The 21,498-nt window shown below is 62.9% G+C and carries 19 protein-coding genes; 4 read left to right on the top strand and 15 right to left on the bottom strand.

The genetic code is table 11. The features are described from left to right. The first annotated feature begins 107 nt into the window (after window positions 1-107). The 3 genes from BFP95_RS26185 to BFP95_RS26175 all read left to right on the top strand — a co-directional run bounded on the left by BFP95_RS26185 (window position 108) and on the right by BFP95_RS26175 (window position 3,316). Window positions 108-881, top strand: a complete 774-nt coding sequence (locus tag BFP95_RS26185) for a glucose 1-dehydrogenase (protein ID WP_065875940.1) — start codon at window positions 108-110, stop codon at window positions 879-881. Between the two features lie 14 nt (window positions 882-895). Next, window positions 896-1,969: an L-idonate 5-dehydrogenase gene (locus tag BFP95_RS26180; protein WP_065875939.1), complete on the top strand. Its 1,074-nt coding sequence runs from the start codon at window positions 896-898 to the stop codon at window positions 1,967-1,969. A 270-nt stretch (window positions 1,970-2,239) separates the two neighbouring features. Further along, window positions 2,240-3,316 (top strand): aldo/keto reductase, encoded by a 1,077-nt coding sequence (locus tag BFP95_RS26175; protein WP_065875938.1) that lies wholly within the window; start codon window positions 2,240-2,242, stop codon window positions 3,314-3,316. Between the two features lie 89 nt (window positions 3,317-3,405). Here the strand turns inward: BFP95_RS26175 and BFP95_RS26170 are convergent, their stop codons facing one another. Genes BFP95_RS26170 through gabT form a run of 3 tightly spaced genes read right to left on the bottom strand, consistent with a single transcriptional unit; the run spans window position 3,406 to window position 5,925 of the window. Further along, on the bottom strand, window positions 3,406-3,894 hold the full coding sequence (locus tag BFP95_RS26170) for an Lrp/AsnC family transcriptional regulator (protein ID WP_010449292.1): 489 nt from the start codon (window positions 3,892-3,894) through the stop codon (window positions 3,406-3,408). Between the two features lie 45 nt (window positions 3,895-3,939). After that, the gene (locus BFP95_RS26165) at window positions 3,940-4,584 is read right to left on the bottom strand and encodes a 2-haloalkanoic acid dehalogenase (protein WP_065910905.1); all 645 of its coding nucleotides are present in this window, start codon (window positions 4,582-4,584) and stop codon (window positions 3,940-3,942) included. Window positions 4,585-4,632: 48 nt separating this feature from the next. Continuing rightward, window positions 4,633-5,925, bottom strand: coding sequence for a 4-aminobutyrate--2-oxoglutarate transaminase (gabT, locus tag BFP95_RS26160; protein ID WP_065875936.1), 1,293 nt, complete (start codon window positions 5,923-5,925; stop codon window positions 4,633-4,635). Window positions 5,926-6,119: 194 nt separating this feature from the next. On the opposite strand from gabT, the gene BFP95_RS26155 reads away from it, so the two are divergent. Then, window positions 6,120-7,046: a 2-hydroxyacid dehydrogenase gene (locus tag BFP95_RS26155; RefSeq protein WP_065875935.1), complete on the top strand. Its 927-nt coding sequence runs from the start codon at window positions 6,120-6,122 to the stop codon at window positions 7,044-7,046. A gap of 123 nt (window positions 7,047-7,169) precedes the next feature. Here BFP95_RS26155 and BFP95_RS26150 read toward each other — a convergent pair whose 3' ends face one another. The 12 genes from BFP95_RS26150 to BFP95_RS26095 form a co-directional block, all read right to left on the bottom strand. Next, on the bottom strand, window positions 7,170-8,255 hold the full coding sequence (locus BFP95_RS26150) for a tartrate dehydrogenase (RefSeq protein WP_065875934.1): 1,086 nt from the start codon (window positions 8,253-8,255) through the stop codon (window positions 7,170-7,172). 20 nt (window positions 8,256-8,275) lie between these two features. Further along, entirely contained in the window at window positions 8,276-9,736 is a 1,461-nt protein-coding gene (locus tag BFP95_RS26145; protein ID WP_065910904.1) for an NAD-dependent succinate-semialdehyde dehydrogenase, read from the bottom strand. A 117-nt stretch (window positions 9,737-9,853) separates the two neighbouring features. Next, window positions 9,854-11,011 (bottom strand): acetylornithine deacetylase, encoded by a 1,158-nt coding sequence (gene argE, locus BFP95_RS26140; RefSeq protein ID WP_065910903.1) that lies wholly within the window; start codon window positions 11,009-11,011, stop codon window positions 9,854-9,856. Beyond that, window positions 11,008-12,162: an NAD(P)/FAD-dependent oxidoreductase gene (locus tag BFP95_RS26135; protein WP_065875929.1), complete on the bottom strand. Its 1,155-nt coding sequence runs from the start codon at window positions 12,160-12,162 to the stop codon at window positions 11,008-11,010. Before BFP95_RS26135 ends, argE begins: the two co-directional genes overlap by 4 nt. Next, window positions 12,159-13,535 (bottom strand): FAD/NAD(P)-dependent oxidoreductase, encoded by a 1,377-nt coding sequence (locus BFP95_RS26130; protein ID WP_065875927.1) that lies wholly within the window; start codon window positions 13,533-13,535, stop codon window positions 12,159-12,161. Before BFP95_RS26130 ends, BFP95_RS26135 begins: the two co-directional genes overlap by 4 nt. Continuing rightward, window positions 13,517-13,825 (bottom strand): (2Fe-2S)-binding protein, encoded by a 309-nt coding sequence (locus BFP95_RS26125; RefSeq protein WP_065875926.1) that lies wholly within the window; start codon window positions 13,823-13,825, stop codon window positions 13,517-13,519. Before BFP95_RS26125 ends, BFP95_RS26130 begins: the two co-directional genes overlap by 19 nt. Beyond that, on the bottom strand, window positions 13,822-15,663 hold the full coding sequence (locus tag BFP95_RS26120) for an ABC transporter ATP-binding protein (RefSeq protein WP_065875924.1): 1,842 nt from the start codon (window positions 15,661-15,663) through the stop codon (window positions 13,822-13,824). The genes BFP95_RS26125 and BFP95_RS26120 overlap by 4 nt, the downstream gene beginning before the upstream one ends. Window position 15,664: 1 nt before the next feature. Beyond that, on the bottom strand, window positions 15,665-16,540 hold the full coding sequence (locus BFP95_RS26115) for an ABC transporter permease (RefSeq protein WP_065875922.1): 876 nt from the start codon (window positions 16,538-16,540) through the stop codon (window positions 15,665-15,667). After that, window positions 16,537-17,493, bottom strand: coding sequence for an ABC transporter permease (locus tag BFP95_RS26110; protein WP_049712489.1), 957 nt, complete (start codon window positions 17,491-17,493; stop codon window positions 16,537-16,539). Before BFP95_RS26110 ends, BFP95_RS26115 begins: the two co-directional genes overlap by 4 nt. Window positions 17,494-17,506: 13 nt before the next feature. Continuing rightward, window positions 17,507-19,144 (bottom strand): ABC transporter substrate-binding protein, encoded by a 1,638-nt coding sequence (locus tag BFP95_RS26105; protein WP_065875920.1) that lies wholly within the window; start codon window positions 19,142-19,144, stop codon window positions 17,507-17,509. A gap of 95 nt (window positions 19,145-19,239) precedes the next feature. Then, entirely contained in the window at window positions 19,240-20,514 is a 1,275-nt protein-coding gene (locus tag BFP95_RS26100; RefSeq protein WP_065875918.1) for an NAD(P)/FAD-dependent oxidoreductase, read from the bottom strand. Window positions 20,515-20,536: 22 nt separating this feature from the next. Further along, window positions 20,537-21,205 (bottom strand): haloacid dehalogenase type II, encoded by a 669-nt coding sequence (locus BFP95_RS26095; protein ID WP_065875916.1) that lies wholly within the window; start codon window positions 21,203-21,205, stop codon window positions 20,537-20,539. Between the last annotated feature and the right edge of the window lie 293 nt (window positions 21,206-21,498).

The raw sequence follows: 21,498 nt of genomic DNA, 5'->3' as shown, positions 1-21,498 counted from the left end.
AAATGAACATTGGACCCACTGCCTGTACCGGAGTGAACTTAGGCCAACCAAGCAGGACATCATCGGATTTTGCTTATAACAATGAGCGCGCCAGGAGCAACGGCCCCATGCACAACGTTTTAGACCACTTTCGCCTGGATGGCCGGCTTGCGCTGGTCACTGGCTCCAGCGCCGGTATCGGCCTGGCGATCGCCCGCGGCCTGGCCCAGGCCGGTGCGCGGGTGGTGCTCAACGGGCGCAACCGCAGTACCTTGCGCGACACCGCCGCACTGTTGACGCTGGAAGGCCTCGACGTGCACACACAGGCGTTTGATGTGACCGACAGCGCGGCCATCCAGGCCGCCGTAGCGAACATCGAAGAACGCCTCGGCCCGCTGGATATCCTGGTGAACAACGCCGGCATGCAACGCCGTGGGCCGTTGGAAGACTACAGCGAGCAGCACTGGCGCGAACTGATCAGCACCAACCTCGACAGCGCCTTTTTGGTCGGCCAGGCCGTGGCGCGGGCGATGATCCCGCGCAAGCGTGGGCGCATCATTAATATCTGCTCGGTGCAAAGTGAGTTGGGCCGCCCGGGTATTGCGCCGTACGCGGCGAGCAAGGGCGCGCTGAAAATGCTTACCAAGGGCATGGCCATCGATTGGGGCCCCCATGGGCTGACGGTCAACGGGATCGGGCCTGGGTATTTCAAGACCGATCTGAACGCCAATCTGGTCGCCAATCCGGAATTCAGCGACTGGCTGGTGCAACGCACACCCAGCCGCCGCTGGGGTGAGGTGGACGAGCTGGCCGGCGCCGCCGTATTCCTCGCCAGTGACGCCGCCAGCTTCGTCAACGGTCATATTCTTTACGTCGACGGTGGCATCACCGCGTCGCTGTAACCCTGGAGAATTGTATGCACGCCATTGTCTGCCATGCCTCGAAAGACTTGCGAGTCGACCGCCTGGACGAACCACAGACCCTCGCCCCCGCCCAACTGCGGGTACGCATCGCACGGGGCGGTATCTGCGGCTCCGATTTGCACTACTACCAGCACGGCGGCTTCGGCACCGTGCGTCTGCGCGAGCCGATGGTGCTCGGCCATGAAGTGTCGGCGGTGATCGACGCGGTGGGCAGCGATGCCGGGTTGTTCAAGGTAGGGCAACGCGTGGCGGTGTCCCCGTCGCGCCCCTGCGGCGGTTGCCGTTACTGTCATCAGGGTTTGCCCAACCATTGCCTGAACATGCGCTTCTACGGCAGCGCCATGCCTTTCCCGCATATCCAGGGCGCGTTTCGCCAAAGCCTGGTGATCGAGACCCACCAAGCCCATCTGCTGGCCGATGATGTCAGCCTGGCCGAAGGTGCGTTGGCCGAACCCTTGTCGGTGGGTTTGCACGCGATCCAACGGGCCGGCGCGGTGTTCGGCAAGCGCGTGCTGGTGACCGGCTGCGGTCCCATCGGCAACCTGTTGATCGGTAGCCTGCGCGCTGCTGGAGCCGCTGAAATTGTCGCCGTAGACCTGTCCACCAGCGCCCTCGCCTGCGCTGAAAAAATGGGTGCCACGCGCACCCACAACCTCGCCAGCGGTGCTGATGCGCTCAAACGCTACACCACTGAAAAAGGCTATTTCGACGTCATGTTCGAAGTCTCCGGCAGCGCCCAGGCCCTGCGCAACGGCCTGGAATGCATCGCGCCGCGAGGCGTGCTGGTCACCGTGGGCTTGGGCGGCGACGTGTCGCTGCCGCTCAATCTGCTGGTGAGCCGCGAGATCGACCTGCGCGGCACCTTCCGCTTCCACCCGGAATTCGCCCAGGCGGTGGACTTGCTCAACCGCCGGATCATCGACGTGCGCCCCGTGATATCCCATACGGTGCCATTTGAGCAGGCGGCGCAGGCGTTTGAACTGGCAGCGGACAAGAAGCAGGCGATGAAGGTGGTGTTGGATTTCGGCGTGCCTGATCCAGGAATGCAGGCCTCCCAACAACACTGATCCCCTGTGGGAGCTGTCGAGCTTTAGCGAGGCTGCGAAAGCGGAGTGTCAGGCGACGAACATGCTGGCAGTACTGCCGCCTTCGCAGCCTCGCTGGGGCTCGACAGCTCCCACAGGGGATCTTCGTCACTGCTGAAATTGCGCCCGTAGCCAAGACCGAATTCCAGCCAACACCACAGATGCAGACGCACGATTTTTTCATGAAAAAATTCAAACTATCGCCATCCACGTCGTTCACACCTTCACGTGCAACGTTTAGTAGGAGGCAACATGCAATACCGACAACTGGGCCATTCCGGCCTGCTGGTGTCCGAAATCATCCTGGGCACCGTGCCTTTTGGCGGTCGCGCAGAGTTTGAAAAATGCGGATCGGTGGACGTGCCCCAGGCCAAGCGCATGTTCGATATCGCGTTCGACGCGGGTGTGAACATGGTCGACACCGCCGATCTTTACTCCCACGGGCTGGCCGAAAAAGTGGTCGGTAAAGCCCTGGGCGACAAGCGCCACGACATCCTCCTGGCCACTAAGGGCCGCAGCCCCGTGGACAAGAACCCGAACAACTCCGGTTCCTCGCGCTATCACTTGATCCGTGCGTGCGAGGCCAGTTTAAAACGCTTGGGTACCGACCATATCGACCTTTACCAATTGCACAATTGGGACGGTATGACGCCCATCGAGGAAACCCTCGAAGCGCTGCGGTTGCTGGTGGGCTCGGGCAAAATCCGCTACTTCGGCACCAGCAACTTCACCGCCTGGCAGATGATGAAAACCCTGGGCAAGGCCGAGCTGCACGGCATGCTCAAGCCCATCACCCAGCAGATCTACTACACCCCGGAATCCCGCGAAGCCGAGTATGAGCTGCTGCCACTGGCGCTGGATCAGTCGGTGGGCACCCTGGTATGGGGCCCGATGGGCGAGGGTTTGCTGACCGGTTCCACCCGTCGCGGGCAAAAACCGCCTGCCAACACCCGTCAGGGCAGCGATTGGCCGGAACCTTATGTGCACGACCAGGAGCGCGCCCTGGACATTATTGAAACCCTCGCGGCTGTCGGTGATGAACACGGCGTCTCGGTTGCCCGCACGTGCCTGGCATGGCTCAAGGATCGACCGGGGATCACCTCGCTGATTGTCGGCGCGCGCACCGAAGAGCACCTGCGTGACAACCTTGCGGCGACTGAACTGAAACTCACCGAAGAGCAGTCTTTGCGCATCGAGGCGGTGACGCGTCGCCAGCCGTTGTACCCGTACTGGCATCGTTTTACCGCCGGGATCGACCGCTTTGATCCGGCGGAACAGCCGTTTCTGGCGGAGCATCAGAAGACCCTGGATGCGCGCACCGACAAGTAGCGCGGGCATGTGACACACCGCAGAGCAAAAACTGTGGGAGCGGGCTTGCTCCCACACTGTTAACCGAGTACAGCCCACGCAAACCCGATTCAGTGCCGCAGCAACTTGCGCAGCGGCACACCGTCCTTGAGCACCGGCGACTTGATCACGATGTAGCTGAAGTACTTGGAAATCCCGATATTCTTGTCCAGCAAACTCTCGACCACTTCCTGATAGTGCTGGATGCTGCGCGTCATGAAGCGCACCAGGTAGTCGTAGCCGCCGCTGATCAGGTGGCATTCAAGCACTTCGTCAACCAGGCGGATGTTGGATTCGAACTTGGCGAAATCCTCGCGTTTGTGGTCGCTGAGGGTGATCTCGGTGAATACCGTGACCGAGTCGGTGATCTTGGCCAGGTTCAAATGCGCCTTGTAGCTGGAAATATACCCGGCCGACTCCAACCGCTTGACCCGTTGCAGGCAGGGGCTGGCAGACAGGCCCACGGCGTCGGCAAGGCTGACATTGGTCATCCGGCCGTCCTTTTGCAGTTCAACCAGAATGCTGATGTCGATCCGGTCCAGCTTGACTTGCCCTTCCATTGCGTACCTCTTGACTGCCGTTTGTAAGACAATCTTCTAGCAAAATCAGCGCCGTAAAGACAGCTGATGCTGCGCCACCAGATCCGCCATGCTGTTGATGCAGTACTCCGCCGCGCAAGGCGAAGGCTGTCTGGCCCGTTGGCGGCCGATCAAACAGCGGTCCAGCGCGTGCTCTGCGCCGACCGACGGACGCGTCACGTGCAGAATCGGCTGCTCATCAAAGGCTTGAGGATTGTGCCATTGCGGGTCATCGGCCAGGGAAATGAAATCTTCCGGTGCAATCCCCAGGCGCTCGCACAACATCCCGCGATCCTCGGCATCGCGGTCGCCACGCACCAGCAGGCGATAAAACTTACGCAGGTACAGCATCGCCCCCGGCGCATCCTCGAACAGCGACCAATTGCCCGCGGAACGGGCAAAGCTCATGCCCTCCTCCCAACTGGCATGCAGGCCCCACTTTTCAGCCATCTGGCGATGAGCGAAACACAACACGCCACTGAAGCCTAGCTCAGCAAACCGCGGATAGAGCGCGGCAACGACCGCGTCGTATTCGGCCAGCACGGCCTCCCGGGTTGGCTGCCCACCACGGCTGTCGAGCAGCGGTTGCAACGCCGCCCACACCCCCGAATCCCGATCCACCAGCACTTCATCGCAGTCAATCAGCAACGCCCGATAATCTGTCAGCCCCATGGTGGGTCAAGCCTCCCTTGATGCATTTCGCCCCTAGCGGGCACAGCCTCAGTTCAAGACCCGTGCCAAGGCCGCGTCGAGAATCTGCAAGGCTTCGTCGACCTGCGCCTCGGTGGTCACCAACGGCGCGAGGAAGCGCAGTACGTTGCGGTGTACGCCGCACTTGATCACCAGCAAACCACCGGCGCGGGCGGCGTCGATCACCCGTTGATTGAGGTCGGCATCCGGGGTGCGCTCAGGGTCATTCTTGATCAGCTCGATGGCCAGCATAAAACCGGTGCCGCGTACGTCGCCGATGTTCGCGAAGCGCGCCTGCAAACCGAGTAAACCCTGACGCAAACGCTCGCCCAGCACTTGGCTGCGCGCCAGCAACTGCTCGTGCTCAAACGCTTCGATGACCGCCAGCGCCGCCGCACAGGCCAGGGCGTTACCGCCATAGGTACCGCCGAGGCCGCCGGGCAGCGGCGCATCCATGATGTGCGCCTTGCCGACCACGCCGGACAACGGCAAGCCTCCGGCCAGGCTCTTGGCCACGGTGACCAGGTCGGGCCTGATGCCGGCGTGCTGGAAACCGAACCAGGTGCCGGTGCGACCGAAGCCGGTCTGGATCTCGTCGAGGATCAATACAATGCCGTGCTTGTCGGCCAACGCGCGCAGCGCCTGCAGAAACTCCGGCGGCGCCGTGAGGAAACCACCGTCGCCCTGCACGGGTTCAATGATGATCGCCGCAACGCGCTCCGGCGCGACCTGGGTTGCCAGCAACTCATCCAGCGCCTTGAGCGCGACCTCGCTGGTCACCCCGCGATAAGCGTTCGGGTAGGGGGTGTGGAATACCTCCGGCGCGAACGGGCCGAAGTTTTGTTTGTAAGGCTGGCTCATCCCCGTGAGCGTAGTGCCCAGCAACGTACGGCCATGGAAGCCGCCACGAAAGGCGATCACCGCCGAACGATTGGTGTGGGCGCGGGCGATCTTCACCGCATTTTCTACCGCTTCGGCGCCGGAGGTGAAGAACGCGGCTTTATAGGCCTCCTCACCGCCAACCATTTCACACAAGCGCTGGGCCAGGTCGAGATAAGGCTGGTAAGCCACAACCTGGAAACACGCGTGGGACACCTTCTGCAATTGGGCCTGCACAGCCGCCACGACTTTAGGGTGGTTGTGGCCGATATTCAGCACGCCAATGCCGCCAACGAAGTCCAGGTAACGCTTGCCATCCACGTCCCACAACTCAGCGCCTTGGGCGCGGTCGATCACCAGCGGATGCGCGGTCACCAGCCCACGGGGCACGAACTGCTCGCGCTGACGGAGCAAATGAGGGGTTTCGTCGACTTTGCTATTCATGGCATTTCCCATCGTGAGTCCGGCAACCTGGAGGTGGTTGCGATGCTGTTCAGATTACGGCCTGCGGGCAACGCACTCAGCCGAACTTGCCCCGTGAGAAATTCGGATCAACTGTTTTGCCCCCGCCTTTCAACAGATCCTGCGCCGGGGTATGGGCGATGATGAGGCTTCCCTTTATCCAGCAGGAAATGCCCATGGCCTTGCTCTACAAAGCTGATCCGGTGCGCGGCCAACAGTGGCAGGCGCTCTTTGCCCACCATGCCCCGGATATCGAATGGCGTGCCTGGCCAGACATCGGCAACCCCGAAGAGGTCGAGTACCTCGCCGCCTGGACAGCCCCGGAGGATGTGGCGCAATTGCTGCCCAACCTCAAAGTGCTGTTTGCGCTGTCGGCCGGTGTCGATCAACTGGACCTGTCTCGCTTGCCGCCGGCGCTGCCGGTGGTGCGCCTGCTCGACCCGGGCATCACCCGTGGCATGTGCGAATACGCCAGCTGGGCCGTGCTCAGCCTGCACCGGGATATGTTGCGTTATCGCCAGCAGCAGGTTGCGCGCTGCTGGCAGGCGCACCTGTTGCAACCGGCGGTGAATCGGCGGGTTGGGGTGATGGGGCTGGGCGCCCAGGCGCGAGAGATTCTAGCGACGTTGGCGCCGCTGGGGTTTGCGTTGTCGGGATGGGCACGCAGCGCGCACCAGGTTTCAGGGGTGGAGTGTTATGCAGGAGAAGCGCAACTGCCGGCGTTTCTCAGTCAGTGCGACATTCTGCTGTGTGTGCTGCCGCTGACCGAGCAGACGCAGGGCATCCTCAATCGGCGCGTGTTTGCGCAACTGCCACAGGGGGCGGCGTTGATCAATATGGGCCGTGGGGGGCATCTGGTTGAAGCGGATTTGCTGGAGGCATTGGGCAGCGGCCGGTTGAGTGGCGCTGTGTTGGATGTGTTGCAGGAGGAGCCTGCACCGGCGAGTCATCCGTTTTGGGATCATCCGCAGATTGTGCTGACGCCGCATATTGCGGCGATGACCCAGCCGGCGAGTGCGTTTGGGGTGTTGTTGGAAAATATCCGCCGGTTTGAGCGCGGCGAGCGCATGGTCGGCGAAGTGGATCGTTCACTGGGCTACTGATGTATGAAGATCAAAATGTGGGAGCGGGCTTGCTCGCGAATGCGGTGATTCAGTCAGTACATCTTTGACTGATACACCGCATTCGCGAGCAAGCCCGCTCCCACATTTTTGACCGTGCTCTGCTTAGAAATCGAGCCTTTCAGTGATCGCCAGCCCGACATCCTGCGTCGAGCCCTGCCCGCCCAGATCCGGCGTAATCGGCCCTTCGGCAATCACCTGTTCAATCGCCCGCAAAATCCCATCATGCGCCGCGCGATAGCGCTCATCCCCATTCCCCAGGAAATCCAGCATCAGCGCCCCCGACCAGATCATCGCAATCGGGTTGGCAATGTTCTGCCCATAAATATCCGGCGCCGAGCCATGCACCGGCTCGAACAACGAGGGAAACCGCCGCTGCGGGTCCAGGTTCGCCGACGGCGCAATCCCGATCGTGCCCGCACACGCCGGCCCCAGGTCAGACAGGATGTCGCCAAACAGATTCGACGCCACCACTACGTCAAACCGGTCCGGCTGCAACACAAACCGCGCACACAGGATGTCGATGTGCTGCTTGTCCCACGTCACGTCGGGGTAGTTCGCCGCCATCAACGCCGTGCGCTCATCCCAGTACGGCATGCTGATGGAAATCCCGTTGGACTTGGTCGCCGCCGTCAACCGCTTGCGCGGGCGGGTCTGGGCCAGGTCGAAGGCAAATTTGAGAATGCGGTCGACCCCACGCCGGGTAAACACGGACTCCTGCAACACAAACTCATGCTCGGTGCCCTCAAACATCTTGCCGCCGACCGACGAATACTCGCCCTCGGTGTTCTCACGGATCACCACAAAATCAATATCCCCAGGCTCGCGCCCGGCCAGCGGGCACGGCACGCCGGGGAACAGCCGCACCGGGCGGATGTTCACGTACTGGTCGAAATCGCGGCGAAATTTGAGTAGCGAGCCCCACAGGGAAATATGGTCCGGGACTTTTTCCGGCCAGCCGACCGCGCCGAAGTAGATAGCGTCAAAGCCCTTGAGTTGCTCAAACCAGTCCTCGGGCATCATCTGCCCGTGCGCCAGGTAGTAATCGCAGTGCGCCCAATCAAGCACCTCAATGCTCAGGTTCAGGTCCCAGATCTTCGCGGCCTGTTCCAGTACCCGTAGCCCTTCGGGCAACACTTCCTTGCCAATGCCATCGCCGGCAATCGCGGCAATCCTGAATGCCTTGTTCATGAACCACTCCTCACTGACTGTCAGTTCAAGCCGCCGATGTGGAAGGCTTTGACTTCAAGGTACTCGTCCAGGCCGTACTTGCTGCCCTCGCGCCCCAGCCCCGATTGCTTGATGCCGCCAAATGGCGCGACTTCCATCGAGATAATCCCGGTATTGAGCCCGACCATGCCGAACTCAAGGGCCTCGCCAAAGCGCCACGAACGCTTCAAGTCCTGGGTGAAATAGTAGGCACCCAGGCCGTACGGCGTCGCGTTGGCCAGGGCCAGCGCGTCGGCTTCATCGGTAAAGCGCATCAGCGGCGCCACCGGACCGAAGGTTTCTTCATTGGCCAGCAACATCCCGGCATGGGCGTCCCCCAGTACCGTGGGCTGCACAAACTGGTTGTCGCCAGCAGGGATCGCACCACACAACAATCGAGCGCCCTGGCTGAGGGCATCGTCGATATGCCGCGCCACTTTGTTTACCGCAGCGGGGTTGATCAGCGGGCCGATGGTCACGCCGTCTTCCAGGCCGTTGCCCACCTTGAGCTTGCCCACCTCTTCCACCAGGCGCGCGGCAAAACGCTCGTAGATGCCGTCTTGCACGAGGATGCGGTTGGCGCACACGCAGGTTTGCCCGGCGTTGCGGAATTTGCTGATCATCACGCCGGCCACCGCCTGTTCCAGGTCGGCGTCATCGAACACAACAAACGGCGCATTGCCGCCCAATTCCAGGCTCAGGCGCTTGATGTGCTCGGCGCTCTGGCGCATCAACAAGCGGCCCACCGCCGTGGAGCCGGTGAAGGAAATCTTGCGCACCGCCGGGTTGCCGGTCAGCTCTGCGCCGATGTCGGCGGGCAGCCCGGTGATCACATTGAACACCCCTGCAGGAATGCCGACGCGCTCAGCCAGCACCGCCAGGGCCAGGGCCGACAGCGGTGTAAGGTCCGACGGTTTGACGATGATCGGGCACCCGGCCGCCAGCGCGGGTGCGCATTTGCGGGTGATCATCGCGTTGGGGAAATTCCACGGGGTGATGGCGGCGCATACGCCCACCGGTTGCTTGAGGGTCAGCAGGCGGCGATCGCCACTGGGCGCCGGCATGGTTTCGCCGTAGACCCGGCGCGCTTCCTCGGCGAACCATTTGACGAAACCGGCACCGTAGCGCACCTCGCCGCGCGCTTCGTTGAGCGGCTTGCCCTGCTCGCTGGTCATGATCAGTGCGAGGTCGTCGAGGTTGTCGAGCATCGCCTGGTACCAGCGATCCAGCAGCGCCGCGCGCTCTGCCGCCGGGCGCGCACGCCAGGCGGGCCAGGCGCTTTCGGCAGCTTCGATGGCACGGCGGGTATCTACCGCATCCATCGCCGGGACCTGCGCGAGCAGGCCGCCAGTAGCGGGGTCGCGGACGTTCAGGGTGGCGCCGCTGTCGGCAGCAATCCATTGGCCATCCACGTAGGCGAGTTCAGCCAGCAGGCTGGGGTCTTGCAAGCGATTCTTGAGCATGGTCGAGTCCTGATCCGAGACAGGTTCCAGTCTAGGGAGCTGCCACGGATGAGGATGCCGAAAGTGCGGTTACAGCAGCGTGCCGTGCTGAAATTCACCCCAGGACGGCAGGCTCTGCTAGGCCTTGAGCGAGCCTAGCAAGCCTTGCAAAAAGCGCTCGCCGGCGTCCATCTGGCTGATCTCGATAAACTCATCGGGCTTGTGCGCCTGCTCGATAGAGCCTGGCCCACACACCACCACTGGCACATCCAGACGCTGCTTGAACAGGCCGCCTTCGGTGCCGAACGAGACCTTGGAGGTGCCGGTGTCCGGCGCCGCGAACTGTTTGAGGAAGCGCACCGCTTCGACGCTGGGATGCGTGTCGAGGCCAGGGTAGACGTTGACGGTTTCAATCTCGATGGCGGCCACGCTGGACAGCTTCTGCGCCTCACGCACGATCACCTCGGCACGCTCGCGCATCTGCTCAAGAAACTGATCCAGATCGTCGGCCGGCAGGTTGCGGACCTCGAAATCCAAGGTGCACAGGTTGGGCACGATGTTCAGCGCCTTGCCGCCGACAATCTGCCCGACATGCACCGTGCTGTAGGGCACGTCGTAGTCATGGTCCTGGGCGCCCTGTTGTTGCAGCTGCTGCTGGCTCTCACGCAGGGCGGCGATAAAGTCGCAGGCGACATGGATCGCGTTGACAGAACGCGGCGCCAGCGAAGAATGCGCCTCCTGCCCACGGCAATAAGTGCGGTAGGACCCCTTGCCCTTGTGGCCGAGTACAAACTGCATATTGGTCGGTTCACCAATCACGCACAAAAAGGGTCGCATCGGTGCCAGGTGCAACACGTCGAGCAAGCGCCGCACCCCGACGCAACCGATCTCTTCGTCATGGGACAGGGCCAGTTGCAGGGGGCGGTTCAGGTTGTGGTCGGCGGCATCGAGCATGGCGTCGATGGCCAGGGCGATAAAACCTTTCATGTCGCAACTGCCCCGACCATAGATGCGCCCGTCCTGCACGGTGGCGGCAAAGGCGGGAAAGGTCCACGCCTGCCCTGCCGCCGGCACTACGTCGGTGTGCCCGGACAGCAACACGCCAGGCTGATCCTTGGGCCCGGTGCTGGCGAACAGGTTGGCCTTCTTGCCGCTCTGGTCCTTGACGATCAACGACTCGATGCCTTTGCCCAGCAGCAGGCCGCGCACGTAGTCGATCAGGGCCATGTTCGATTCCGATGACACCGTGTCGAAGGCCATCAGTTGTTTGAGAATCTCGAGGACGCGGGGTTTCATGAGGCCTGGCTCCGTTGTTCGGCAGGGACCGCAAAGCGGGTGATGGAGAACGGCTCGATGGGCGTGCTGGTGCTGCCGGTGCTGAGCAGTTCGGCCATCACATCCCCCACGCCAGGGCCGAGCTGGAAGCCGTGGCCGCAAAAACCGAAGGCATAGAACAGCCCGTCGACGGTGCCGCTGGGACCCATTATCGGCAACGAATCCGGCAGGTAGCCTTCGATGCCGCTCCACACGCGGATGATGCTCAGGTTGCCTACGCCCGGCAGCAGGCGGCGCATCTGGTTGACCTGATTGAGGATGCTGCGCGGTTCCACATAGGCGCGGCGGTTAAGCATGTCGGGTTTGCTGCGGTAGCCGCCGCCAATGACGATATTGCCTCGGGGGATCTGGCGGAAGTAGATCACTTCCTCGGGAATCTTGGTGTACACGCCGATCACTGTTGGCAATGCATAGGGCACCGGCTCAGTCACCGCCATTTGCGGGCCGTGGGTGTCCAGCGGTACCGGCTCGCCGAACTGCGCCGAGAGTTTCTGGCCCCAGGCGCCGGCGGTGATCAGCAGTTGCGCGGCCTGGAACTGGCGGCCGTCGATGGTGGTGATATGGAAGTCGGCGCCGACTTTCTGAACCTCGGCCACTTCGGTGCGCTCTTCGATCTGCGCGCCCAGGCGCTTGGCGGCCCGGGCAAACGCCGGTGCAGCCAGCCGTGGGTTGGCGTGGCCGTCGTGGGGCGCGTAGGAGCCACCCTTGACGTCCGGCCCCAGAAAACCGAAACGTTGACGCAACTCGGCGCCACGATAGATTTTCAGGTCCAGTTGCGCGGCTTCCGGCGCGGCGGCATAGGCCTCCAACTCGGCGATTTCATCGTCGCGATAACACACGCGCATATGCCCGCTGCGGATGAACTCCAGATCATCGTCGATCAGCTCCGGTAAGCGTTTCCACAAGGCCCAGGAACGGTTGGCCAGGGCCAGTTGGCCGAGAAACCGCCCTTGCCGGCGCACATTGCCAAAATTGACGCCGCTGGCGTACTGACCGATCTGGTCGCGCTCCAGCAGGATCACCGACTGCCCGCGACGCCGCAGGAAAAACGCGGTCGCCGAGCCCATCAGGCCACCGCCGACAATCACCACATCGGCTTTTTGCACGCTCATGGCGACACCTCCTCGGTGAGCATCGACAACGGCTTGACCGGTGCCTGGCCGCGCTGGCGGCCGACTTCCTGGACCTGCACACCGGCGGCGGCGGCGATCACTTCTGCGCCGGCCTGGGAGCAATAGCGCCCCTGGCAACGGCCCATGCCCACGCGGCTGAACGCCTTGGCGCGGTTAACCTCGCAGGCGCCCTTCTCGCTCACCGTGCGGCGCAGTTCACCGGCGCTGATCATTTCGCAGCGGCACACAATGGCGCTGTCCGGCAGCGCCTTGGCCTGTTCGCTGGGCCACGGGAACGCTTCGGCCAAGCCAAGGCGGAATTGATCCATCACGGCCAGGGCCTGCTGTTGTTCATCACGCAGGCCGGCATTGATCGGTTGCTGCAGGTCTTCCAGCAGTGCCAACGCCACCAGGCGCCCGGCGTGCTCAGCGGCATCCGCACCACGAATTTTCGAACCGTCGCCAGCCGCATACACGCCCTTTACCGACGTGCGCCCGGCCTCATCGGTCGCCAGCCACCACTGGCTGGACGCATGATCAAACGCCATGGCGCACCCGGCAAGGTCGCCCAGTTGGGTTTCCGGGCGCAGGTGGTAACCCAGCGCGACGGCATCGGCTTGCACCGTCTCAGTCCGCCCGCTGCCCGTGGTGAACCGCACGCCCATCACGCCATTGGCCGCATCGCCCAAGACTTGCAGCGGCTTGATCCCCAGGTGCACCGCGACCTTGGCCCGATACAGTTGTGCCAGCAGCTTGATCCCGGTGAACAGCACCGCCGGGCGCGCCAGCAGTTTGGGCAAGGCTTTGAGGCGCAGGCTCAGCGGCGAAGTGTCGAGCACCGCTGCCACTTCGGCGCCGGCTTTGACGTATTGGCTCGCGACCAGGTACAGCAACGGCCCGCTGCCCATGAACACCACGCGATGACCAATGGACACGGCCTGGTTTTTCAGCGCGATCTGCGCGCCGCCCAGGCTGTAGGTGCCCGCCAACTGCCAACCCTCGATGGGCATCAAGCGGTCGGTGGCGCCGGTGCAAAGAATCAGCGCGTCGTAATCCACCGTGCTGTGGCGGCCCTGGCTCACGCAGCACAACTGCCCCGGCGTGAGGTTCCACACCAGGGTGTCGGGGCGGTAGTCGATGGCGCCGCGCAGGCGGTCGAAACTCTGGTGCAGGTCCTGGGCCTTGGCAGCTTCAGTGCCGTACAGCGTCGTGTAATCGCGGGTAAAGCCGTCTGGCTGGCGACGGTAGATCTGCCCGCCGTCGCGGCGATTTTCATCGATCACGATCGGCTTGATGCCGGCCGCCAGCAAGGTTTCCGCGCAGCGAACGCCGGCCGGCCCGGCGCCGACAATAATTACCCGTGCAGTGGCCATGTCGCCTCCGGTTGTGTGGTGACAATGTCCAGTCCGTCACGGACCTCATTGGAGCAAGCCCGCAGGCGTTCGCCGCTGCGGGTCCACACCCAGCAATCCTGGCACGCGCCCATCAGGCAGAAGCCGGCGCGGCGCCCGCTGTCGAATTCCGATTGGCGCAAGGCGTTGCCCTGGGTCAGCAGCGCGACCATCAAGGTATCGCCTTGCAAGGCTTCGACCGGTGCGCCATCCACGGTCAGGCTGACCGTCGGCCGGCCCTGCTCGGCCAGCCTCACAAAACGCCCTTTCATGCATACGCTCCCAAGGTCATGGTCGTGACGCCCTGCTGGGTGTTCAGCAGCTGGGCGCTGTCGTGGTGGCAGAGAATTTCACCGCCGTTGTCCAGGGTGCGGCGGTTCGGCGCGGTGCGGTTGCACAGGCCGTCGACCCGTACCGGGCAGCGACTGAGGAAGGTGCAGAGTTCCGGCACGTTGGCCCGCTCGCCAATCGGCGGCAGTGTCGCGCAGGTGGTGGCGCAGCTTTCCAGCCAGCCCTGACGCAACTCGGGTACCGAGTGAATCAACAGGTCGGTATACGGATGGAACGGTGGTTCGGCGAACGACTGCCGGCTGCCGGCCTGCACCTTGTGGCCGCTGTACATCACCACGATGTCATCGCACAGCGCGCGCACGGTGGAGATGTCGTGGCTGATAAACAGGTAGGACACACCCAGTTGCTGTCGCAGGTCGCGCAGCAGTTCGAGGATCGCCGCGCCGACCACGGTGTCGAGGGCCGAGGTGACTTCATCGCACAGGATCAGGTCAGGCTTGGCGGCGAGCGCGCGGGCCAGGTTGACCCGTTGTTTTTGCCCGCCGGAAAGTTCATTGGGCCGACGTTCAGCCAGGGTGCGCGGCAGCCGCACCAGGTCGAGCAGTTCGCCGATACGCGCCTGTAGCGCTGCGCCTTTGAGGCCGAAATACATCTTCAGCGGGCGGCTGAGGATGGTCGCCACACTGTGCATCGGGTTGAGGGCGGTGTCGGCGTTCTGGAACACCATCTGGATGCGCCGAAATTGCTCCGGGGTACGCTCAGACAGGCTGCCGCCCAGCGGCTGGCCGTCAAACGTCAGCCCACCGATGGCCGGGGTCAACAGCCCCGCGACCACACGCGCCAGCGTGGATTTGCCGGAGCCCGACTCACCGATCACACCGATGGCCTGGCCGCGACGCACCGTCAGGTCGATGTCTTCCAGCACCCGAATCGCTGGCATGCCCTGCATGTTCTTGTTGCCGTAACCGGCGGTGAGGCCGCTGATGGTCAGCAGCGGTACGTCTTCGGCAATCCCGCAAGGCGGGCGAATGGTGGTATCCGGCCGCGCGGCGGCCAGCAGACTGAGTGTGTACTCATGGGCCGGGGTCTTGAGCAGCGGCGCGGTGGCGCTCTGCTCGAGGATTTGCCCACCGTTGAGCACCACAATCTGGTCGGCCATTTGCGCAACCACGGCCAGGTCGTGGGACACGTACACCGCCGTCGCGCCACGCTCGCGCACCACGCGTTTGAATGCGCGCAGCACGTCGATCTGGGTGGTCACGTCCAGCGCGGTGGTCGGCTCGTCGAGCACCACCAGCAGCGGGTCGCTGATCAGCGCCATCGCCGCCATCACCCGTTGCAGTTGCCCGCCGGAGACCTGGTGCGGGTAACGCCGGCCGATGCGCTCGGGATTGGGCAGGGCCAGGTCACGAAACAAGCCGATCGCCTTGGCTTGCAACTCGGACCGGGTGCCCAGGCCATGGATCAACGCGCCCTCTACCACTTGGTCGATGAGTTTTTTCGCCGGGTTGAACGCGGCGGCGGCGCTTTGGGCGATATAGGACACGCGGTTTCCACGCAGGCCCTGCAGCTGTTTTTCACTCAGGGCGAGCATGTCGTGTTCACCCACCTGCACCACCCCGCCGGACAAGCGACAGCCACGCCGTGCATAGCCGAGCAATGCCAGGGCGATGGTGGTCTTGCCTGAGCCGGACTCGCCGATCAGCGCCAGCACTTCACCTTTTTCCAGGGAAAAGCTCACGCCTTTGACGATTTCTACCTCGCTGCCTTCGTCGCCAGCAACGACGCGCAGGTCTTCGACGCGAATCAATTGGGTCATTTCAATGGCCTCCCGTGCGTCGACTGCGTCGTGAGGACAGGTAGTCGATCAACAGATTTACACCGATGGTCAGTGTGCCAATGGCCAACGCTGGAATAATGATGGCCAGCGCGCCCTGATTGAGGCCGCCGATGTTTTCGCGCACCAGCGAGCCAAGGTCGGCGTCTGGCGGTTGCACGCCCAGGCCGAGAAAACTCATGCCACTGAGCAACAGCACGATGTAGCCGAAACGCAGCCCCAGGTCGGTCAGCACCGGGTTGAGCATATTCGGCAGGATTTCCATGCACGCCACGTACAAACGGCCTTCGCCGCGCGTACGCGCCACCTGCACATATTCCAGGGCCTCGATATTGACCGCCATGCTGCGGGCAACGCGGAACGAGCCGGGGATATAACTGATCACCGCCGTGCAGATCAGCAGCGTGACTGACGAGCCAAACGCCGAGACCATGATCAGTGCAAGCATTTTGCTTGGGATCGAGATAAAGGCATCCATGATGCGGCTGATGATCTCGTCCAGCCACTTGGGCGACACCACCGACAGCAGCGCACACCCGGTGCCAAAGGTACTGGCCAACAACGCCGCCACCAACGCCAGCCCGACCGTGAATCGCGCACCCACCAATACCCGGCTGAGCATGTCGCGGCCCAGGTAATCAGTGCCGAACGGATGAGTGAGGCTGAAGCCTTCGAAGATGTTATCGGACACCACTTCACCCACGGGGTGTGGCGCCAGCCAGGGGCCCAACAGCGCCACCAGCAACCAGGCGACGCACACAACGGCGCCCAAAAGGCCCAGCCACGACGGGCCGCTGGAAACCTTGGCGAGGGCCAGGGCGGAGGACGCGGGCTTGGATTTCGCAATGAGCGGGTTCATTGGTTTCTCAGCCTCGGATTGGACAGGATTGCGCACAGGTCGGCGAGCAGCACCAACGCCAGGTAGGCCGCGCAGAACAACATGGTGCACGCTTGCACCAGCGCCATGTCACGGTTGGTCACGGCATCGACCATCAAGCTGGCAATGCCGGGGTAGTTAAAGATGGTTTCGACGATCACCACCCCGCCCAACAGGTACGACAGGCTCAGGGCGATGGCATTGGCAATCGGCCCGATCGCATTGGGCAGGGCATGGCGCAGCACGATGCGTATGGGGCTGACGCCTTTGAGCCGGGCCATTTCCACGTAGGGGCTGTCGAGCTGGTCGATCACGGCGGCGCGGGTCATGCGCGCCATTTGCGCGACGATCACGCAGCACAGCGTCATCACCGGCAACGCATAGGTACGCATGAATTGCAGCGGCGAGGTGATGTCGCTGGCGTAAGACAGTGCCGACAACCAACCCAGGTTGACCGCGAAGATCAGCACCGCCAGGGTCGCCACCAGGAACTCCGGCACCGCGACCATGGCCAGGGTGACAAAGCTCAGGCAGCTGTCAATGCGCCCGCCCCGGCCCATCGCCGAGCCGATACCGAGTACCAGCGCCACCGGCACCGAGACCAGTGCCGTGGCGCCCGCCAGCATCAGGGTGTTAGGCACGCGACCGGCCATCAGTTCACCCACCGGCATCGCGTTGGAGACCGACACGCCCATGTCGCCGGTGAGCAGGCTCATCAACCAGTGCAGGTACCGCAATACACCGGGCTGGTCCAACCCCAGCTTCAGGCGCAGTGCCGCCACCTGTTCAGGGGTCGCGAACTGGCCGAGGGATTGTTGCGCCGCGTCCCCCGGCAGTACCGCCGTGATCGCAAACACGACCATGGACACGATCAACAAGGTCACGGCCCCGGCGCCGACGCGCCGGGCGATCAACCACAGTGTATTGCTATTCATCGTACCGCCCTCCTCACGCGTCCAACCACACCTGCTCGGCAAACATGTAGCCCATGAAACCGCCCAACGGGTTGGTGCCGTAGCCTTTGACGCGCTGGTCCACGCCGTCGATGTTGCTGATGAACACCGGCACGCCGATACCGCAGTGGTCGTGCACCAGCGCCTGCATGTCGCCATACATTTTGGCGCGCTTGGCGTCATCGGTTTCGCCACGGGCGAGCATCAGCAGTTGGTCAAACTGGTCGTTCTGCCAGCCGGACTCGTTCCACGGCGCCTTGGACTGGAAGAACTGCGAGAACATCACGTCGGCATTCGGCCGTGGGTTGATGTTGCCGAAGCTCAGCGGGTGTTTCATCCAGTGGTTGGACCAGTAGCCATCGCTCGGCAAGCGGTTCACGTCGAGCTTGAGCCCGGCCTGTTTGGCCGATTGCTGCAACAGCACAGCAATGTCCACCGAACCGGTGGCGGCAGGCGATGCCATGACGGGCATGGTGATGCTTTCCATGCCGGCTTTCTTCAACAGGAACTTGGCTTTTTCCGGGTCGTAGACCGTCTGCGGCAAGTCGGTGTTGAAGTAACGCGAACCCGGCGCAATCGGATGATCGTTGCCGACCACGGCAAACCCACGGAACACCGCGGACTTGACCTGCTCACGGTCGAGCAGCAGCTTCATGGCCTGAGTGAATTCCGGACTTTTGCCGGGCAACTGGTCCTGGCGAATGATCAAGTCAGTGTAGTTGCCCGACGGCGCATCCACGACCCGGTGTTTGGCACTCGCGGCGATGCGCGTGGTGGAGCGCGGGTTGACCTCGTTGATCATGTGCACGTCGCCCGACAACAGCGCGTTGACCCGCGACGGTTCGTCGGCGATGGCGATGAATTCGATCTCGTCGAGGTACGGCAGGCCCGGTTTCCAGTAGTTCTTGTTGCGCACGGCAATCGAGCGCACACCCGGCTTGAACTCGCCCACGGTGAACGGTCCGGTGCCGATGCCTTTACCGAAATCGGTGGTGCCTTCGGGCACGATCAGCAGGTGCGACACCGCCAGGATCGACGGCAGCTCGGCGTTTGGCGCGCTGAGGCGAATCTGCACTTCGTTCGGGCCGCTGGCCTTGATCTCGGCGAACTGCTCCATCAGCGGCATGACTTTGGAGCCGGTGAGCGGGTCTTTGTGGCGGTTCAGCGAGAACACCACGTCGGCGGCCGTCAGGGCCTTGCCGTTGTGGAAGGTCACGTCTTTGCGCAGGGTGATCGTCCACACGGTCGCGTCGGTATTGTCGATGCGCTCAGCCAGTTCCAGTTGCGGCACCAGGTGCTTATCGAAACGGGTCAGGCCGTTGTAGAACATGTAGTGGCGTGCGTAGTCGGTGGACAGTGCGCCCTTGGCCGGGTCGAGGGTATCGGCGGTGGAGCTGGACATGCCGGCGACACGGATCTTGCCACCGGGCTTGCCTTTGCCCTCAACGGCGGCTTCATCGGCGAACAACTGACCGGCGCTGCCGAACAGGCTGCCCGCACCGGCGGCGGCCACACCGGCAACGCCGAGCATTTGCAAAGCGTTGCGGCGTGACATGCCGCGGTTGAGACTTTCAAACACCCGCAGGCTTTCCTGGCCGGAAATGAGCTCGGGTGTGTTTTTTTTGTCAGTCATAGCAAGGCTACCTGTCGATAATCGGAAGAATCGAGTGCTCACGGATGTCCGGAGCGTCCTGGAAACGCAAACGACGGTGACGCAACAACGGCAACTCAGTGCAAATAGTCCTGGAAACGGTAATAGGCGCCCACGAACGGCAGGAACCAAGGTTTGCCGAAATGCCCGGGAATCGCCGGCCATTCGAGTTCACGCCACGGATTGGCCGCCGTGTTGCCAGCCATGACGTCGGCCATGACCTGGCCCATGTGCACCGACATCTGCACGCCATGGCCGCTGTAGCCCATGGAATGGAACACGCCGCCATGCTGGCCGGCGCGGGGCAGGCGGTCGGACGTCATGTCCACGAGCCCACCCCAGCAGTAGTCGATTTTTACCCCCGCCAACTGCGGGAATATGTTCAGCATCGCCGCTTGCAGCACCTTGCCGCTCTTGGCGTCGGAGACGCTGTCGGACATGGCAAACCGCGCACGCCCACCAAACAGCAGGCGGTTGTCCGGGGTCAGGCGAAAGTAGTTGCCGATCATGCGGCTGGTGACGTACGCACGGTGCTGCGGCAACAATTGGTCGATCAACGCCTGGGGCAAGACTTCGGTAGCAATCACGAAGCTACCCACCGGCACGATGCGCCGGCGGTACCAGCCAAGGTCGCCATGCTGACAGGCGCCGGTGGCCAGCAAGACTTGCCCGGCGTGCAGCGACCCCTTGGCGGTATTGACCTGATAACCGCCGGCCTGGGCCTTCCAATCCTTGACGGCCGTGTGCTCGTAAATCATCGCACCACGCCGCGCCGCCGCTTCGGCCAACCCGACGCCAAAGCGCCCGACATGCATCTGCACGCCGTTGCGTTGCAGCAAACCGCCATGGAACTGCGCCGAGTTGACTTCGGCGTGGGTCTGTTCGGCGCTGAGCAGCTCGACATCGGCATCCACCTCCTGGCGGATCAGCTCGCACGTGCGGGCCAGGCCTTCGTAATGCATGGGCTTGGCCGCTAGCTTGAGCTTGCCGTTGCGCACCATGTCGCAGGCAATCCCTTCCTGCTCGACCAGCGACACCACGCTCTGTACCGCGCGCTCATACGCCTGGTAATAAGCGCGCGCCTTGGCGGCACCGAGGCTGGCGTGCAGCCCGGCGTAATCCTGGGCCACGCCAGTGTTGCACTGCCCACCGTTACGCCCCGAGGCTTCACCGATCACGCGCCCGGCGTCCAGCACCACGACGCTGGCGCCCTTGAGCGCCAAGGCCCGCGCCGCCGCCAGGCCGGTAAACCCACCGCCGACCACGGCCACGTCGACCTGCTTGGGCAAGCCGCCCAGCTGGGCACCGGTAAACGCCGGTGCGGTGTCGAGCCAATAGGATTCACTGCCCATGTCTTACCCTCAAGGTGCGCGTTTACAGACCGACCAACGCCGGCAACCCACCGATATCGGTGATCTGCTGGTAACCGTAGAACGCATTGGCCGGCACTTCGTGGCCACGGGCAACAAAGGCCTTGTTCTTGATCTTCATGTCATGGGCCGACATCAGGTCATAACGGAAGCTGGAAGATACATGCAAGATGTCTTCCGGACCGCACCCGAGGTTGTCGAGCATGAATTCAAACGCCGCCAGCCGCGGCTTGTAGGCCTGGGCCTGTTGAGCCGTGAACACTTTATGGAACGGCGCGCCGAGCTTGTCGACGTTGGACATGATTTGACTGTCCATGGCATTGGAGAAGATCACCAAGGGGATCTTGTCGGCAATCTTCGACAGACCGGCCGGCACGTCCGCATGGGGCCCCCAGGTCGGCACAGCGTCGTAATACAGCTGGCCTTCTTCGCGGTAGTCGATACCCCAGCGCTTGCAGGTACGGGCCAGGGCGGTCTTGAGAATTTCATCGTACGGGCGCCAGTCGCCCATGACCTGGTCAAGACGGTAGGCCGAGAAGTCCTTGACGAACTGGTCCATCTGCTCAGGGGTGATGCGGTCAGCGAACAGCTCGCGGGTCATGGTGCCCATATGAAAGTTGGTGAGCGTGCCGTAGCAGTCGAACGTAATGAATTTGGGGCGAAGAAAGCTCATTGAGTGCGGTCCTGGAGTCAGTTGAATGTGACAAGCGTTCGCTGCCCTGGCGGCGCGTCGGCCTCGTTGCAGCACAGGTTCATTACACCACTGTGAAATCAGCATATGCCGTCTAAAACGACCCGCGCTCAATACAAACCACCGTTTTGGGGGTTGGGCTCAGCAGAGTTTGCGGTGCGCGCCAGGCTTGGGCAGGGCCTTTGTTTGTGCGCTTTTATGGGGATTTCCAGGGCCAGGGCCTCAAGAATAGGGGGTGTGGGCGGCAGAAAGTGTGGCGGGCTGATTGACCCGCC

The sequence above is a fragment of the Pseudomonas sp. 58 R 12 genome (assembly GCF_900005865.1).
Lineage (GTDB): Bacteria > Pseudomonadota > Gammaproteobacteria > Pseudomonadales > Pseudomonadaceae > Aquipseudomonas > Aquipseudomonas tritici.
This window is presented reverse-complemented; position numbering and strand designations above follow the sequence as displayed.

Coding starts and splice junctions, on each gene's coding strand:
- BFP95_RS26185 (WP_065875940.1), top strand. CDS start 108: ATGCACAACGTTTTAGACCACTTTCGCCTGGATGGCCGGCTTGCGCTG.
- BFP95_RS26180 (WP_065875939.1), top strand. CDS start 896: ATGCACGCCATTGTCTGCCATGCCTCGAAAGACTTGCGAGTCGACCGC.
- BFP95_RS26175 (WP_065875938.1), top strand. CDS start 2,240: ATGCAATACCGACAACTGGGCCATTCCGGCCTGCTGGTGTCCGAAATC.
- BFP95_RS26170 (WP_010449292.1), bottom strand. CDS start 3,894: ATGGAAGGGCAAGTCAAGCTGGACCGGATCGACATCAGCATTCTGGTT.
- BFP95_RS26165 (WP_065910905.1), bottom strand. CDS start 4,584: ATGGGGCTGACAGATTATCGGGCGTTGCTGATTGACTGCGATGAAGTG.
- gabT (WP_065875936.1), bottom strand. CDS start 5,925: ATGAATAGCAAAGTCGACGAAACCCCTCATTTGCTCCGTCAGCGCGAG.
- BFP95_RS26155 (WP_065875935.1), top strand. CDS start 6,120: ATGGCCTTGCTCTACAAAGCTGATCCGGTGCGCGGCCAACAGTGGCAG.
- BFP95_RS26150 (WP_065875934.1), bottom strand. CDS start 8,255: ATGAACAAGGCATTCAGGATTGCCGCGATTGCCGGCGATGGCATTGGC.
- BFP95_RS26145 (WP_065910904.1), bottom strand. CDS start 9,736: ATGCTCAAGAATCGCTTGCAAGACCCCAGCCTGCTGGCTGAACTCGCC.
- argE (WP_065910903.1), bottom strand. CDS start 11,011: ATGAAACCCCGCGTCCTCGAGATTCTCAAACAACTGATGGCCTTCGAC.
- BFP95_RS26135 (WP_065875929.1), bottom strand. CDS start 12,162: ATGAGCGTGCAAAAAGCCGATGTGGTGATTGTCGGCGGTGGCCTGATG.
- BFP95_RS26130 (WP_065875927.1), bottom strand. CDS start 13,535: ATGGCCACTGCACGGGTAATTATTGTCGGCGCCGGGCCGGCCGGCGTT.
- BFP95_RS26125 (WP_065875926.1), bottom strand. CDS start 13,825: ATGAAAGGGCGTTTTGTGAGGCTGGCCGAGCAGGGCCGGCCGACGGTC.
- BFP95_RS26120 (WP_065875924.1), bottom strand. CDS start 15,663: ATGACCCAATTGATTCGCGTCGAAGACCTGCGCGTCGTTGCTGGCGAC.
- BFP95_RS26115 (WP_065875922.1), bottom strand. CDS start 16,540: ATGAACCCGCTCATTGCGAAATCCAAGCCCGCGTCCTCCGCCCTGGCC.
- BFP95_RS26110 (WP_049712489.1), bottom strand. CDS start 17,493: ATGAATAGCAATACACTGTGGTTGATCGCCCGGCGCGTCGGCGCCGGG.
- BFP95_RS26105 (WP_065875920.1), bottom strand. CDS start 19,144: ATGACTGACAAAAAAAACACACCCGAGCTCATTTCCGGCCAGGAAAGC.
- BFP95_RS26100 (WP_065875918.1), bottom strand. CDS start 20,514: ATGGGCAGTGAATCCTATTGGCTCGACACCGCACCGGCGTTTACCGGT.
- BFP95_RS26095 (WP_065875916.1), bottom strand. CDS start 21,205: ATGAGCTTTCTTCGCCCCAAATTCATTACGTTCGACTGCTACGGCACG.